A 16,413-nucleotide genomic window follows, 5' to 3' on the forward strand; every position below is an offset into this window, starting at 1 on the left:
CTTCGTGGGGAGAAATCAGGAACAACCTTCCGTGTAGGTCAGCAAATCCGTATCCGAGTTGAAAGAGCCGACAAGATGACGGGTGAAATTGACTTCTCTTACATCCCAAGTGAGTTTGATGTGATTGAAAAAGGCTTGAAACAGTCTAGTCGCAGTGACAGAGGGCGTGGTTCAAGTCGTCGTTCAGATAAGAAGGAAGATAAGAGAAAATCAGGACGCTCAAATGATAAGCGCAAGCATTCACAAAAAGACAAGAAGAAAAAAGGAAAGAAACCTTTTTATAAGGAAGTAGCTAAGAAAGGAGCCAAGCATGGCAAAGGGCGAGGGAAAGGTCGTCGCACAAAATAAAAAGGCGCGTCATGACTATACAATCGTAGATACGCTAGAGGCAGGAATGGTCCTGACTGGAACTGAAATCAAGAGTGTGCGAGCAGCTCGAATCAATCTCAAGGATGGCTTTGCCCAAGTAAAAAATGGGGAGGTCTGGTTGAGTAATGTTCATATCGCTCCTTACGAAGAGGGCAATATCTGGAACCAAGAACCAGAACGTCGTCGAAAACTCTTACTACATAAAAAGCAAATCCAAAAGTTGGAACAAGAGACTAAAGGAACAGGAATGACCCTGGTTCCCCTTAAAGTCTATATCAAAGATGGCTATGCCAAGCTTCTTTTAGGACTTGCCAAAGGGAAGCATGACTATGACAAACGGGAGTCTATCAAACGTCGTGAACAAAACCGCGATATCGCGCGTGTCATGAAAGCAGTCAACCAGCGATAAAAAGAGGAATGAAAATGGAAAAACTAGTTGCCTATAAACGCATGCCCTTGTGGAATAAACAAACTATGCCTGAAGCTGTTCAGCAGAAACACAATACCAAGGTTGGGACTTGGGGCAAGATTACTGTTTTAAAAGGAACTCTCAAGTTTATTGAATTGACAGAGGATGGGGATGTTCTAGCTGAACACCTATTTGAAGCAGGGGCTGACAATCCCATGGCACAACCACAAGCCTGGCACCGAGTGGAGGCTGTAACAGACGATGTAGAATGGTATTTAGAATTTTATTGTAAACCTGAGGATTATTTCCCTAAAAAATACAATACCAATCCTGTTCATTCAGAGGTCCTAGAGGCTATGCAGAAAGTAAAACCAGGGAAAGCCTTAGATTTGGGCTGTGGTCAAGGCCGTAATGCTCTCTTTCTAGCCCAGCAAGGTTTTGATGTGACAGCTGTGGATCAAAATGAATTGGCCCTTGAAATCTTACAAAGCATTGTGGAGCAGGAAGACCTGGATATGCCTGTAGGTCTTTACGATATCAATTCAGCTAGTATTGGGCAAGCGTATGATTTCATCGTATCGACAGTTGTTTTGATGTTTTTGCAAGCAGACCGCATTCCTGCAATTATCAAAAATATGCAGGAGCATACCACGGTCGGTGGTTATAATCTTATCGTTTGTGCCATGGACACGGAGGATTATCCTTGCTCGGTTAACTTCCCATTCACTTTTAAAGAAGGGGAATTGGCAAACTACTACAAGGATTGGGAGTTGGTCAAGTACAATGAAAATCCTGGTCATCTTCACCGTCGCGATGAGAATGGCAATCGTATTCAACTACGCTTTGCGACCATGCTAGCTAAAAAAATCAAATAAGTATGAATGAAGATTAGGAAATTTCCTGATCTTTTTTCTTTTTTTACGAATAATATAGAAAAGGAGGGAAATCATGTTTGTTGCGAGAGATGCTCGGGGAGAATTGGTAAATGTGTTAGAGGATAAACTTGAGAAGCAAGCATACACCTGCCCAGCTTGTGGAGGTCAGCTCCGTTTGCGTCAAGGACCAAGTGTCCGGACCCATTTTGCACATAAATCTTTAAAAGACTGTGATTATTCCTCTGAAAATGAAAGCCCAGAACACCTGTCCAATAAGGAAGTCCTCTATCACTGGTTGAAAAAAGATGCAGAGGTGCAATTAGAATACCCTCTTCCAGACCTTAAACAGATTGCGGATGTATTTGTAAATCGCAATCTAGCTCTAGAAGTCCAATGTAGTCCCTTGCCTCAAAAAGTTCTTAAAGAGCGTAGCGAGGGCTATCGTAGTCAAGGTTACCAAGTACTGTGGTTGCTGGGAGAAAAACTTTGGCTCAAAGAGCGGTTGACTCGTCTGCAAGAAGGTTTTCTCTATTTCAGTCAAAACATGGGCTTTTATGTTTGGGAATTAGACAGTGAAAAACAAGTTTTAATACTCAAATACCTGATTCATCAAAATCTCCGAGGTAAACTCCATTATCAGATTAAGGAATTTCCCTATGGTCAAGGTAAACTACTGGAGATATTACGTATTCCCTATAAGAAACAAAAAATATCTCATTTTACAGTGTCTGAGGATAAGAACATCTGTCGCTATATCCGACAACAACTCTATTATCAAAATCCTTTTTGGATGAAAGAACAAGCAGAAGCCTATCAAAAGGGAGAAAATCTCCTGACTTATGGGCTAAAAGAATGGTATCCACAAATTCGACCAATAGTAGGTAATTTTTGCCAAATTGAGCAAGATTTGACTCGCTATTATCAGTATTTTCAAATCTATTACCAAGAAAATCCTCAAAATGATTGGCAAAAGCTTTATCCACCAGCCTTTTATCAGCAATATTTCTTGAAAAATATGGTAGAATAGAAAAGATGGAGGAATCTAATGGTATTACAAAGAAATGAAATAAATGAAAAAGATACATGGGATCTATCAACGATTTACCCAACTGACCAGGCTTGGGAAGAAGCCTTAAAAGATTTAACAGAACAATTGGAGAAAGTAGCCCAGTATGAAGGCCATCTCCTGGATAGTGCGGATAGCCTACTAGAAATTACTGAATTTTCTCTTGAAATGGAACGCCAAATGGAGAAGCTTTACGTTTATGCTCATATGAAGAATGACCAAGACACACGTGAAGCCAAGTACCAAGAGTACTATGCCAAGGCCATGACTCTCTATAGCCAGCTAGACCAAGCCTTTTCATTCTATGAACCTGAATTTATGGAAATCAGTGAAAAGCAGTATGCTGACTTTTTAGAAGCTCAACCAAAATTGCAGGTTTATCAACACTATTTTGACAAGCTTTTACAAGGCAAGGAACACGTTCTTTCACAACGTGAAGAAGAATTATTAGCTGGAGCTGGAGAAATCTTTGGTTCGGCAAGTGAAACCTTCGCTATCTTGGACAATGCGGATATTGTGTTCCCTTATGTCCTCGACGATGATGGTAAGGAAGTTCAGCTATCTCATGGGACTTACACACGCTTGATGGAGTCTAAAAACCGTGAGGTTCGTCGTGGTGCCTATCAAGCTCTTTATGCGACTTATGAGCAATTCCAACATACCTATGCAAAAACCTTGCAAACCAATGTTAAGGTGCAAAACTACCGTGCAAAAGTTCGCAACTATAAGAGCGCTCGTCATGCAGCCCTAGCGGCCAATTTTGTTCCAGAAAGTGTTTATGACAATTTGGTAGCAGCAGTTCGCAAGCATTTGCCACTCTTGCATCGTTACCTTGTGCTACGTTCAAAAATCTTGGGAATTTCAGACCTCAAGATGTACGATGTCTACACACCACTTTCATCTGTTGAATACAGTTTTACCTACCAAGAAGCCTTGAAAAAAGCAGAAGAAGCCTTGGCAGTCTTGGGTGAGGATTACTTGAGCCGTGTTAAACGTGCCTTCAGTGAGCGTTGGATTGATGTTTACGAAAATCAAGGCAAGCGTTCAGGGGCTTACTCTGGTGGTTCTTACGATACTAATGCCTTTATGCTTCTTAACTGGCAGGACAATCTAGACAATCTCTTTACCCTTGTCCATGAGACTGGTCACAGTATGCACTCAAGCTATACTCGTGAAACTCAGCCTTATGTTTACGGAGATTATTCTATCTTCTTGGCTGAGATTGCCTCAACGACCAATGAAAATATCTTGACGGAGAAATTATTGGAAGAAGTAGAAGATGATGCAACGCGCTTTGCTATTCTCAATAACTTCCTAGATGGTTTCCGTGGAACAGTTTTCCGCCAAACTCAATTTGCTGAGTTTGAACACGCCATTCACCAAGCGGATCAAAATGGTGAAGTCTTGACAAGCGATTTCTTAAATAAACTCTATGCAGACTTGAACCAAGAGTATTATGGATTGAGTAAGGAAGACAATCCTGAAATCCAATACGAGTGGGCTCGCATTCCACACTTCTACTATAACTACTATGTATATCAATATTCAACAGGTTTTGCGGCCGCCTCAGCCTTGGCTGAAAAGATTGTCCATGGTAGTCAAGAAGACCGTGACTGCTATATCGACTACCTCAAGGCAGGTAAGTCTGACTATCCACTTAATGTCATGAGAAAAGCTGGTGTTGATATGGAGAAGGAAGATTACCTAAACGATGCCTTTGCTGTCTTTGAACGTCGCTTAAATGAGTTTGAAGTCCTTGTTGAAAAATTGGGATTGGCATAAGATGGTTGAATCGTATAGTAAAAATGCCAACCATAATATGCGTCGTCCTGTTGTCAAAGAAGAAATTGTGGACTTGATGCGTCAGCGCCAAAAGCAAGTCACAGGCTCTTTGAAAGGATTGGAAGACTTTGCCCGTAAGGAAAATATTCCCATTATTCCCCATGAAACGGTAGCTTATTTCCGTTTTCTCATGGAAACCATGCAACCTAAAAACATTCTGGAAATTGGGACGGCCATCGGGTTTTCAGCCCTCTTGATGGCAGAACATGCGCCAAATGCCAAGATTACAACCATTGACCGCAATCCAGAGATGATTGGATTTGCCAAGGAAAATTTTGCTCAATTTGACAGTCGCAAGCAAATTACGCTCTTAGAAGGAGATGCGGTAGATGTCTTATCTACCTTGACAGAGTCCTATGATTTCGTCTTTATGGATTCAGCCAAGTCTAAATACATCGTCTTTCTGCCAGAAATCCTCAAACATTTGGAAGTCGGTGGTGTGGTTGTCTTGGATGATATTTTCCAAGGTGGTGATGTTGCCAAGGACATTATGGAGGTTCGTCGTGGCCAGCGAACTATTTATCGAGGCCTTCAAAGATTATTTGATGCAACTTTAGACAATCCAGGACTCACTGCAACATTATTACCTTTAGGGGACGGCATTCTCATGCTTCGTAAAAATGTAGCAGATGTTCAATTGCCTGACAGCGAATAATTTTCAGAAAAATTTAAGAAAATATAGTAAAATAGATAGGGTAACACTTATCTCAAAGGAGTAGACATGAAGAAAAAACTATTGGCAGGTGCCATTACACTATTATCAGTAGCAACTTTAGCAGCTTGTTCTAAAGGTTCAGAGGGGGCAGACCTTATCAGCATGAAAGGGGATGTCATCACAGAACATCAATTTTATGAGCAAGTAAAAATCAATCCTTCAGCCCAACAAGTCTTGTTGAACTTGACTATTCAAAAAGTATTTGAGAAGCAATATGGCTCAGAAGTAGATGACAAAGAAATCGATGATATCATTTCTGGAGAAGAAAAACAATATGGTGAGAATTACCAACGTGTCTTATCACAATCAGGTATGACTCTTGAAACACGTAAAGCACAAATTCGTACAAGTAAATTAGTTGAATTTGCAGTTAAAAAGGCTGCAGAAGCTGAATTAACTGATGAAGCGTATAAGAAAGCATTTGAGAGCTATACTCCGGACGTAACTGCTCAAATTATTCGTCTTGATAATGAGGATAAAGCGAAAGAAGTCCTCGAAAAAGCTAAGGCAAGTGGCGCAGATTTCGCTCAATTAGCTAAAGATAACTCAACTGATGAGAAAACCAAAGCTAACGGTGGTGAAATTACTTTTGATTCAGCTTCAACAGAGGTACCAGATCAAGTTAAGAAAGCAGCTTTTACCTTGGATGTTAATGGCATTTCTGATGTCATTACAGCTACTGGTACTCAAGCATACAGCAGTCAGTATTACATTGTAAAACTCATTAAGAAAACAGAAAAGTCATCTAATATCGATGACTACAAAGAAAAATTGAAAACTGTTATCTTGACTCAAAAACAAAATGATGCATCATTTGTTCAAAGTATTGTCGGAAAAGAATTGCAAGCAGCTAATATCAAGGTTAAAGACCAAGCCTTCCAAAATATCTTTACCCAATATATCGGTGGTGGCGATTCAAGCTCAAGCAGTTCTTCAAAAGAATAAAACAGAAAAGAGCCAAGTGCTCTTTTTCTTATGAGAAAATCTTCTATCTTAAGGGTAAGAGTTTTTTTCTTTCGGAAAAAATGGTATAATAGCAATCAAAACTAGAAAATAAACGGAATTTGGGAATAATTTCTTTTGTTCTCATTAGATTGGTGATACTATGAAGATTAGTAAGAGGCACCTGTTAAACTATTCTATTCTAGTTCCTTACTTACTTTTATCTATTTTGGGCTTGATTGTAGTCTATTCTACAACCAGTGCCATTCTTATCGAAGAAGGTAAAAGTGCCCTCCAATTGGTTCGAAGTCAGGGAATGTTTTGGATATTTAGTTTAATATTGATTGCCTTGATATATAAGCTGAAATTGAATTTTTTGAGAAAAGAACGACTGTTATTTATTGTTATGTTTGTTGAGCTGATTCTCTTAGCTCTGGCTCGGCTAATTGGTACGCCAGTCAATGGAGCCTATGGTTGGATTTCAGTAGGACCTTTGACCATTCAGCCAGCTGAGTATTTGAAGATTATCATCGTCTGGTACTTGGCCCAACGTTTTTCAAAACAACAGGATGAAATTAGTGTTTACGATTTTCAAGTTTTAACTCAAAATCAATGGATTCCTCGAGCTTTTAATGATTGGCGTTTTGTCCTCTTGGTAATGATAGGAAGTTTGGCCATTTTCCCAGATTTGGGGAATGCTACCATATTAGCTCTGGTCGCCTTGATTATGTATACAGTTAGTGGGATTGCTCATCGTTGGTTTATAGCCTTTATCGGTATATTGTTTGGAGTTTCAGCCCTATCCTTATCAACTATCTCTATGATTGGGGTTGATAAGTTTTCAAAAGTTCCAGTATTTGGTTACGTTGCCAAGCGTTTCAGTGCCTACTTTAATCCCTTTGCTGATTTGGCAGGAGCAGGCCACCAACTTGCAAATTCCTACTTTGCCATGGTAAATGGTGGTTGGTTTGGTCTAGGATTAGGAAATTCAATTGAAAAACGTGGTTATTTACCAGAGGCCCATACAGATTTTGTATTTTCAATTGTCATTGAAGAGTTTGGATTTGTGGGAGCCAGCTTGATTTTAGCCCTTGTCTTTTTCCTGATTTTACGAATTATCCTAGTAGGTATTCGTGCTAAGAATCCCTTTAATTCCATGATGGCGATTGGGGTTGGGGGGATGATGCTGGTACAGGTATTTGTCAATATCGGTGGAATTTCTGGCATTATTCCTTCGACGGGAGTAACCTTCCCCTTCCTATCACAAGGTGGGAACAGTCTCCTAGTCTTGTCTGTAGCCATCGCCTTTGTCTTAAATATTGATGCAAGTGAAAAACGTGCTCAATTATATGAGGAGTTAGAAACTCACTCATCAAACTATATGTAGAGTTGATAGTGGAAAGGATGACCTATGTCTCTTCAAAAATTAGAAAACTATAGTAATAAAGCTGTCGTGCAAGAAGAAGTATTGATTTTAACAGAATTGTTAGAAGATATCACTAAAAATATGCTTGCCCCAGAGACTTTTGCAAAAATCATGGAGTTGAAAGAATTATCAACTCAAGAAGATTATCGAGGCTTGAACCAATTGGTTACTAGTCTGTCAAATGATGAAATGGCTTATATTTCACGCTATTTCTCCATCTTGCCTCTCTTGATTAATATTTCAGAAGATGTGGATTTGGCCTATGAAATTAACCATCAAAATAATATCGATCAAGATTATCTTGGTAAATTATCAGCAACGATTAAAATGGTTGCAGAAAAAGAAAATGCGGTTGAAATTTTAGAACATTTGAATGTTGTCCCTGTTTTGACTGCCCATCCAACACAAGTACAACGTAAGAGTATGTTGGATTTGACCAACCATATCCATACCCTCTTGCGTAAGTATCGTGATGTGAAATTAGGATTGATTAATAAGGAAAAATGGCATAATGATCTCCGTCGTTACATTGAGATTATCATGCAGACAGACATGATTCGTGAAAAGAAATTGAAAGTGACCAATGAAATCACGAATGTCATGGAATACTACAATAGTTCATTCCTGAAGGCAGTTCCTCATTTGACTGCTGAGTACAAGCGTCTGGCTAAAAAACATGGACTGGAGTTGAAACATCCTAAACCAATTACCATGGGAATGTGGATTGGTGGAGACCGTGATGGGAATCCTTTTGTTACAGCAGATACCTTGAAACAATCTGCTATGACCCAGTGTGAGGTCATCATGAACTACTATGATGAAAAGATTTACCAACTTTATCGTGAATTCTCCCTCTCGACTAGTATCGTCAATGTGAGCAAGCAAGTCAGAGAAATGGCTCGTCAATCCAAGGACAACTCTATTTATCGTGAAAAAGAGCTTTACCGTCGTGCCTTGTTTGATATTCAATCAAAAATCAAAGCAACAAAAACTTATCTGATTGAAGATAAGGAAGTTGGAGCTCGCTATGAAACAGCTAATGATTTTTATAAGGATTTAATTACTATTCGTGATTCCCTCTTGGAAAATAAGGGTGAAGCACTGATTTCTGGTGATTTTGTTGAGTTAATTCAGGCAGTTGAAATTTTTGGTTTCTATTTGGCATCTATTGACATGCGTCAAGATTCTAGTGTTCATGAAGCCTGTGTAGCTGAACTCTTGAAATCAGCAGGAATTCATTCGCGTTATAGCGAACTAAGTGAAGAAGAAAAATGCCAGCTTCTATTGAAAGAATTGGAAGAAGATCCACGTATTCTTTCTGCCACTCATGTTGAAAAATCAGAGTTACTTGAAAAAGAATTAGCAATCTTTAAGGAAGCTCGTAAGTTGAAAGATAAGTTGGGAGATGATGTCATTCGTCAGACCATCATTTCACATGCAACCAGCGTATCTGACATGTTGGAATTGGCTATCTTGCTAAAAGAAGTAGGGTTAGTTGATAAAGAAAGAGCCCGTGTTCAAATTGTACCTCTCTTTGAAACAATCGAGGACTTGGACCATTCAGAAGAAACCATGAGAGAATACCTTTCTCTTCCTCTTGCCAAGAGATGGATTGCTTCACGCAATAACTATCAAGAAATCATGTTGGGCTACTCTGACAGTAATAAAGATGGTGGTTACCTATCATCATGTTGGACCCTCTACAAGGCTCAACAACAATTGACTGCTATTGGAGATGAATTTGGCGTTAAGGTTACCTTCTTCCACGGCCGTGGTGGTACTGTCGGTCGTGGTGGTGGACCAACCTATGAAGCCATCACCTCTCAACCGCTCAAGTCTATTAAGGATCGTATCCGCTTGACGGAGCAGGGTGAAGTAATTGGGAATAAATACGGTAATAAAGACGCAGCTTACTATAACCTTGAAATGCTAGTATCCGCAGCCATTAACCGTATGATTACTCAGAAGAAGAGCGATACCAACACCTCAAATCGTTATGAAGCTATTATGGATCAAGTGGTAGACCGTAGTTACGATATATACCGTGATTTGGTCTTTGGGAATGACCATTTCTATGATTATTTCTTCGAGTCAAGTCCAATTAAGGCTATTTCAAGCTTTAACATTGGTTCTCGTCCAGCCGCTCGTAAGACGATTACTGAAATCGGTGGTTTGCGAGCTATCCCTTGGGTATTCTCATGGTCGCAAAGTCGCGTCATGTTCCCTGGCTGGTATGGGGTTGGTTCAAGCTTCAAGGAATTTATCGATAAAAATCCAGAAAATATCGCTATCTTACGAGATATGTACCAAAACTGGCCTTTCTTCCAATCGCTTCTTTCAAATGTCGACATGGTCTTGTCAAAATCAAATATGAATATTGCTTTTGAATATGCCAAACTTTGTGAAGATGATCAAGTAAAAGCAATTTATGAGACTATTTTAAATGAATGGCAAGTTACCAAGGAAGTCATCTTGGCTATCGAAGGTTACGATGAACTCTTGGCTGAAAATCCATATCTAAAAGCAAGTTTGGATTACCGTATGCCTTACTTTAATATTCTCAACTATATCCAGTTGGAGTTGATTAAACGTCAACGTCGTGGAGAATTATCAAGCGATCAAGAAAAATTAATCCATACAACCATCAACGGAATTGCGACAGGTCTTCGTAATTCAGGCTGATACCTATCAAACTTCCTCTTTTCTATAGGGGAAGTTTTTGAATCTTTCAAAAAATGCTAAAAGAGTCTTGACAAGTAGTTGAAAAATGATATAATTTAAACATTCAGAAAAGTAATCATTCAAACTTTTTAGAGAGTCTGTGGAAGCTGAAAACAGATAAGTTGTGATGATGAAAATTGGGCTGAATGTTATTTAGAATTTGAAATCATAAAAATTCGGTGAGCACACCTTACAGTGCATCTCGTTATTGCGAGACAGAGCGATAGGGAAATTCCCTATAATTGAGGTGGTACCGCGCATCGACGTCCTCACACAAGTTTTTTGTGTGAGGACTTTTTTGATGGAGGTTAGTATGGAAAGAAAACGATGGCGTCGCTTGTTCGGATAAGTGAAGTAGTTTAAAGGAATTAAAAAGGAGAAATAGAATGAAAAATAAACGTTTAATTGGAATTATCGCTGCATTAGCAGTCTTAGTAGCAGGAAGCTTGATTTACTCTTCAATGAATAAACCAGAAGCTAAAAATGAAAAGAAAGTTGCCAAAGTTGGTGTCCTTCAATTTGTGAGCCATCCATCTCTTGATTTGATTTATAAAGGGATTCAAGATGGACTGGCAGAAGAAGGCTATAAAGATGATCAGTTGAAAATTGACTTTATGAACTCAGAAGGTGACCAAAGTAAGGTTGCGACAATGAGCAAACAATTGGTTGCAAATGGGAATGACCTTGTGGTTGGTATTGCTACACCAGCTGCTCAAGGTTTGGCAAGCGCCACAAAAGACCTACCTGTTATCATGGCTGCTATTACAGACCCAATCGGTGCTAACTTGGTTAAAGATTTGAAAAAACCAGGTGGCAACATTACAGGGGTATCTGACCACAATCCAGCTCAACAACAAGTTGAACTCATCAAAGCTCTCACACCAAATGTGAAAACAATCGGAGCTCTTTACTCAAGCAGCGAAGACAATTCAAAAACTCAAGTCGAAGAATTTAAGGCTTATGCTGAAAAAGCAGGTTTGACAGTCGAAACATTTGCTGTTCCTTCAACAAATGAAATTGCTTCAACAGTTAATGTTATGACTAGTAAGGTCGATGCTATCTGGGTTCCAATTGATAACACTATTGCTTCAGCCTTCTCAACTGTTGTTTCAAGTAATCAATCCGCTAAAAAACCAATTTACCCAAGTGCAACTGCCATGGTAGAAGCTGGTGGTTTGGCATCAGTTGTAGTTGATCAACATGATCTCGGTGTGGCAACAGGTAAAATGATTGCACAAGTTTTGAAAGGTGCAAAACCAGCTGATACTCCAGTCAATGTATTTTCAACTGGTAAGTCAGTAATTAACAAAAAATTGGCACAAGAACTAGGTATTACGATTCCTGAATCTGTTCTAAAAGAAGCAGGACAAGTGATTGAATAATCTACAATGGAGGAGTTGGGGACATCTCCTCCAATTTTTTACAATAGAAATCATATAGAAAAGGTTAAGAAACAGATGATATTATCTATTATTTCTCAAGGATTTGTCTGGGCTATTTTAGGTCTGGGAATCTTTATGACATTTAGGATTTTGAACTTTCCAGATATGACGACAGAAGGTTCCTTCCCTCTTGGGGGAGCTGTTGCTGTCACTTTGATAACCAAAGGAGTGAACCCATTTTTAGCGACACTTGTTGCTGTAGGAGCAGGTTGTTTGGCTGGTATGGCAGCAGGCCTTCTTTATACAAAAGGGAAGATTCCAACCTTGCTCTCAGGGATTTTGGTGATGACTTCCTGTCACTCTATCATGCTCTTGATTATGGGACGTGCAAACTTAGGACTGCTTGGAACCAAGCAAATTCAGGATGTTTTGCCTTTTGATTCGGATTTGAATCAACTCTTGACAGGTCTCATCTTTGTCAGTCTTGTTATTGCTCTCATGCTCTTTTTCTTGGATACTAAACTCGGACAAGCCTATATTGCTACAGGTGATAATCCTGATATGGCTAGAAGTTTCGGGATTCATACTGGACGCATGGAGCTCATGGGCTTGGTCTTATCAAATGGTGTGATTGCCCTTGCAGGAGCTCTTATTGCCCAGCAAGAAGGGTATGCCGATGTATCTCGAGGAATTGGGGTTATCGTTGTGGGGCTTGCAAGTTTGATTATTGGAGAAGTTATCTTCAAGAGTTTGAGCTTGGCAGAGCGTCTGATTGCCATAGTTGTAGGTTCTATTGCTTATCAATTCTTAGTGTGGGCAGTTATTGCGCTTGGCTTTAATACAAGTTACCTTCGTTTGTACAGCGCCGTGATTTTAGCAGTCTGCCTCATGATTCCAACATTTAAGCAAACAATCTTGAAAGGAGCCAAGTTAAGCAAATGACAGCAATTGTAGAATTAAAAAATGCAACCAAAGTCGTTAAAAATGGCTTTGATGAAGAAAAGATTATTTTAAATGATGTTTCCTTAGAAATTTTTGAACAGGACTTTATCACGATTTTAGGTGGAAATGGTGCTGGGAAATCGACTCTCTTTAACACTATTGCAGGAACTTTGTCATTAACCAGTGGAACTATTCGTATCTTGGGTGAAGATGTTACTAAGTTTTCACCCGAGAAGCGTGCCAAGTATCTGTCTCGAGTCTTCCAAGATCCCAAGATGGGGACAGCTCCTCGTATGACAGTGGCAGAGAATCTCTTGATTTCCAAGTTTCGTGGTGAAAAGCGTGGATTGTTACCACGACGCTTGTCTAGTTATAAGGATGAATTTCAGGCTACCATTGAAAAAGTGGGAAACGGTCTTGAGAAACACTTGAATACACCGATTGAGTTCTTATCAGGTGGACAAAGACAAGCCTTGAGTCTCTTGATGGCAACCTTGAAGCGTCCTGAATTACTCTTGTTAGACGAGCATACTGCAGCCCTTGATCCAAAGACCAGTGTGGCCTTGATGGAATTGACGGATGAGTTTGTCAAAAAAGATCAGCTGACAGCGCTTATGATTACCCACCATATGGAAGATGCTCTCAAATATGGCAATCGCTTGATTGTCATGAAAGAAGGACGAATTATCCAAGATTTGAAACAAGAAGAAAAAGCAAAAATGAAAATCTCTGATTATTATCAGCTCTTTGAATAAAGTTGGGAAAATGAGTGAAATGGTTTACTTTTTTTCTGAAATAAAGTATACTATATAAAGTAAACTATGATAACATGGAGGTATTGTGTATGGTTGACAAACAAGTCATTGAAGAAATCAAAAACAATGCCAACATTGTGGAAGTCATAGGAGATGTGATTTCTTTACAAAAGGCAGGACGGAACTATCTAGGGCTCTGTCCTTTTCATGGTGAAAAAACACCTTCTTTTAACGTTGTAGAGGACAAGCAGTTTTACCACTGTTTTGGTTGTGGGCGCTCAGGTGATGTCTTTAAGTTCATAGAGGAGTACCAAGGGGTTCCCTTTATGGAGGCTGTCCAAATCTTAGGTCAGCGTGTCGGGATAGAGGTGGAAAAACCGCTTTATAGTGAACAGAAGCCAGCTTCACCCCACCAAGCTCTTTATGATATGCACGAAGATGCTGCCAAATTTTATCATGCTATTCTCATGACAACGACCATGGGGGAAGAGGCCAGAAACTACCTTTATCAGCGTGGTTTGACAGATGAAGTGCTCAAGCATTTTCGGATTGGTTTAGCACCTCCAGAACGAAACTATCTCTATCAACGTTTGTCTGGTCAGTATCGTGATGAGGATTTCCTAGATTCAGGACTGTTTTATCTCTCGGATGCCAATCAATTTGTAGACACCTTTCACAATCGCATTATGTTTCCCCTGACAAATGACCAGGGAAAGGTTATTGCCTTCTCAGGTCGTATCTGGCAGAAAACGGATTCACAAACTTCTAAGTATAAAAATAGCCGATCGACTGCAATTTTTAACAAAAGTTACGAATTATATCATATGGATAGGGCAAAAAAATCTTCTGGTAAAACCAGTGAGATTTACCTGATGGAAGGATTCATGGATGTCATTGCAGCCTATCGGGCTGGAATCGAAAATGCTGTCGCATCTATGGGAACAGCCTTGAGTCGAGAGCATGTTGAGCATTTGAAAAGGCTAACTAAGAAGTTAGTTCTTGTTTATGATGGTGATAAGGCTGGGCAAGCTGCGACATTGAAAGCGCTGGACGAAATTGGTGACATGCCTGTGCAAATCGTTAGCATGCCTGATAACTTGGATCCTGATGAGTATCTACAAAAAAATGGACCAGTAGACTTGGCCTATCTATTAACGAAAACTCGTATTAGTCCGATTGAGTTTTACATTCATCAGTATAAGCCTGAAAACAGTGAAAATCTGCAGGCACAGATTGAGTTTATTGAAAAAATAGCTCCCTTGATTGTTCAAGAAAAATCTATTACTGCTCAAAACAGCTATATACATATTTTAGCTGACAGTCTGGCGTCCTTTGATTATGCCCAGATTGAGCAGATTGTTAATGAGAGTCGTCAGGCGCAAAGGCAGAATCGTATGGAAGGAATTTCCAGACCGACGCCAATCACTATGCCTGTCACCAAGCAGTTATCGGCTATTATGAGGGCAGAAGCCCATCTACTTTATCGAATGATGGAATCTCCCCTTGTTTTGAATGATTACCGTTTACGAGAAGACTTTGCATTTGACACTCCTGAATTTCAGGTTTTATATGACTTGCTTGGCCAGTATGGAAATCTTCCTCCAGAAGTTCTAGCAGAGCAGACAGAGGAAGTTGAAAGAGCATGGTATCAAGTTTTAGCTCAGGATTTACCATCTGAGATGTCACCTCAGGAACTTAGTGAAGTAGAAATGACTCGAAACAAGGCTCTCTTGAATCAGGACAATATGAGAATCAAAAAGAAGGTGCAGGAAGCTAGCCATGTAGGAGATACCGACACAGCCCTAGAAGAATTGGAACGTTTAATTTCCCAAAAGAGAAGAATGGAGTAATAATGGCAACAAAACAAAAAGAAGTAACAACATTTGACGTACAAGTAGCAGAATTTATCCGTAATCATAAACAAAAAGGGACAGCAACTGATGATGAAATCAATGCTAGTCTGGTGATTCCTTTTACCTTGGATGCTGATGGGATTGAAGATCTCTTGCAACGAATTCAGGATGCAGGGATTTCTATCACAGATAACGAAGGAAATCCAAGTGCGCGTGTTCTTAGCACTGAAGAAGAACCAGAACTCAGCGATGAGGATTTGATTGGTTCAACTTCGGCTAAGGTCAATGACCCTGTCCGTATGTACTTGAAAGAAATCGGGGTCGTTCCTCTTTTGACCAATGAAGAGGAAAAAGAATTGGCACTAGCAGTTGAAGCTGGTGATATCGAAGCCAAACAACGTCTTGCGGAAGCCAACCTTCGTTTGGTTGTTTCTATTGCTAAACGCTATGTCGGTCGTGGTATGCAGTTCCTTGACTTGATTCAAGAAGGGAACATGGGCTTGATGAAGGCGGTTGACAAGTTTGATTATTCTAAAGGGTTCAAGTTCTCAACTTACGCAACTTGGTGGATTCGTCAGGCTATCACTCGTGCTATTGCGGATCAAGCTCGTACTATCCGTATCCCAGTTCACATGGTTGAAACGATTAACAAGCTTGTTCGTGAACAGCGTAACCTTCTTCAAGAATTGGGACAAGATCCAACACCAGAACAAATCGCTGAACGTATGGATATGACACCTGATAAGGTTCGTGAAATCTTGAAGATTGCTCAAGAACCGGTATCCCTTGAAACACCAATCGGTGAAGAGGATGATAGCCACCTTGGGGACTTTATCGAAGATGAAGTGATTGAAAATCCAGTGGATTATACAACTCGTATCGTCTTGCGTGAGCAGTTGGATGAGGTCTTGGATACTCTTACAGACCGTGAAGAAAATGTTTTGCGTCTACGTTTTGGGCTAGATGATGGGAAAATGCGTACCCTTGAAGATGTGGGTAAAGTCTTTAACGTGACTCGCGAACGTATCCGTCAGATTGAAGCTAAAGCTTTGAGAAAACTACGCCAACCAAGTCGCAGCAAACCGCTTCGTGATTTTATTGAAGACTAAGAGTGAG

The 16,413-nt window shown here is 39.9% G+C and carries 13 protein-coding genes, 1 pseudogene and 1 other annotated feature; all 14 genes and pseudogenes read left to right on the plus strand.

Features of this window, described 5'->3' with window-relative positions; genetic code table 11:
• A pseudogene (locus PAN06_RS04725) lies at positions 1-348 on the plus strand (ribonuclease R); the annotation flags it as partial.
• Positions 311-778 carry an SsrA-binding protein SmpB gene (gene smpB / locus PAN06_RS04730; RefSeq protein WP_001051750.1) on the plus strand — a complete coding sequence of 156 codons (468 nt, stop codon included), beginning with the start codon at positions 311-313 and terminating at the stop codon, positions 776-778. The pseudogene PAN06_RS04725 and the gene smpB, both read left to right, overlap by 38 nt.
• Before the next feature lie 14 nt (positions 779-792).
• Positions 793-1,653 carry an SAM-dependent methyltransferase TehB gene (gene tehB, locus PAN06_RS04735; protein WP_269795729.1) on the plus strand — a complete coding sequence of 287 codons (861 nt, stop codon included), beginning with the start codon at positions 793-795 and terminating at the stop codon, positions 1,651-1,653.
• 73 nt (positions 1,654-1,726) lie between these two features.
• The gene (locus PAN06_RS04740; RefSeq protein ID WP_269795730.1) at positions 1,727-2,680 is read left to right on the plus strand and encodes a competence protein CoiA family protein; all 954 of its coding nucleotides are present in this window, start codon (positions 1,727-1,729) and stop codon (positions 2,678-2,680) included.
• Positions 2,681-2,698: 18 nt separating this feature from the next.
• Positions 2,699-4,501 (plus strand): oligoendopeptidase F, encoded by a 1,803-nt coding sequence (gene pepF / locus PAN06_RS04745; protein ID WP_269795731.1) that lies wholly within the window; start codon positions 2,699-2,701, stop codon positions 4,499-4,501.
• A gap of 1 nt (position 4,502) precedes the next feature.
• On the plus strand, positions 4,503-5,216 hold the full coding sequence (locus PAN06_RS04750; RefSeq protein ID WP_269795732.1) for an O-methyltransferase: 714 nt from the start codon (positions 4,503-4,505) through the stop codon (positions 5,214-5,216).
• A gap of 66 nt (positions 5,217-5,282) precedes the next feature.
• Entirely contained in the window at positions 5,283-6,221 is a 939-nt protein-coding gene (gene prsA / locus PAN06_RS04755) for a peptidylprolyl isomerase PrsA (protein ID WP_269795733.1), read from the plus strand.
• Between the two features lie 160 nt (positions 6,222-6,381).
• A complete protein-coding gene (locus tag PAN06_RS04760) occupies positions 6,382-7,605 on the plus strand; it encodes an FtsW/RodA/SpoVE family cell cycle protein (RefSeq protein WP_269795734.1) in 1,224 nt (407 codons plus the stop codon).
• 24 nt (positions 7,606-7,629) lie between these two features.
• Entirely contained in the window at positions 7,630-10,326 is a 2,697-nt protein-coding gene (gene ppc, locus PAN06_RS04765) for a phosphoenolpyruvate carboxylase (RefSeq protein ID WP_269795735.1), read from the plus strand.
• A gap of 95 nt (positions 10,327-10,421) precedes the next feature.
• Positions 10,422-10,639: a binding site (T-box leader), on the plus strand.
• Between the two features lie 112 nt (positions 10,640-10,751).
• Positions 10,752-11,747 (plus strand): tryptophan ABC transporter substrate-binding protein, encoded by a 996-nt coding sequence (gene trpX / locus PAN06_RS04770; RefSeq protein ID WP_004259575.1) that lies wholly within the window; start codon positions 10,752-10,754, stop codon positions 11,745-11,747.
• Positions 11,748-11,822: 75 nt separating this feature from the next.
• Complete coding sequence (locus tag PAN06_RS04775; RefSeq protein WP_269795736.1) at positions 11,823-12,689, plus strand: ABC transporter permease; 867 nt, start codon at positions 11,823-11,825, stop codon at positions 12,687-12,689.
• On the plus strand, positions 12,686-13,444 hold the full coding sequence (locus PAN06_RS04780) for an ABC transporter ATP-binding protein (protein WP_125415840.1): 759 nt from the start codon (positions 12,686-12,688) through the stop codon (positions 13,442-13,444). The genes PAN06_RS04775 and PAN06_RS04780 overlap by 4 nt, the downstream gene beginning before the upstream one ends.
• 89 nt (positions 13,445-13,533) lie before the next feature.
• A complete protein-coding gene (dnaG, locus tag PAN06_RS04785; RefSeq protein ID WP_269795737.1) occupies positions 13,534-15,294 on the plus strand; it encodes a DNA primase in 1,761 nt (586 codons plus the stop codon).
• A gap of 2 nt (positions 15,295-15,296) precedes the next feature.
• Positions 15,297-16,406, plus strand: a complete 1,110-nt coding sequence (rpoD, locus tag PAN06_RS04790; protein WP_000201903.1) for an RNA polymerase sigma factor RpoD — start codon at positions 15,297-15,299, stop codon at positions 16,404-16,406.
• The last annotated feature ends 7 nt before the right edge of the window (positions 16,407-16,413 follow it).

This window comes from Streptococcus sp. SM3 (genome assembly GCF_027497875.1).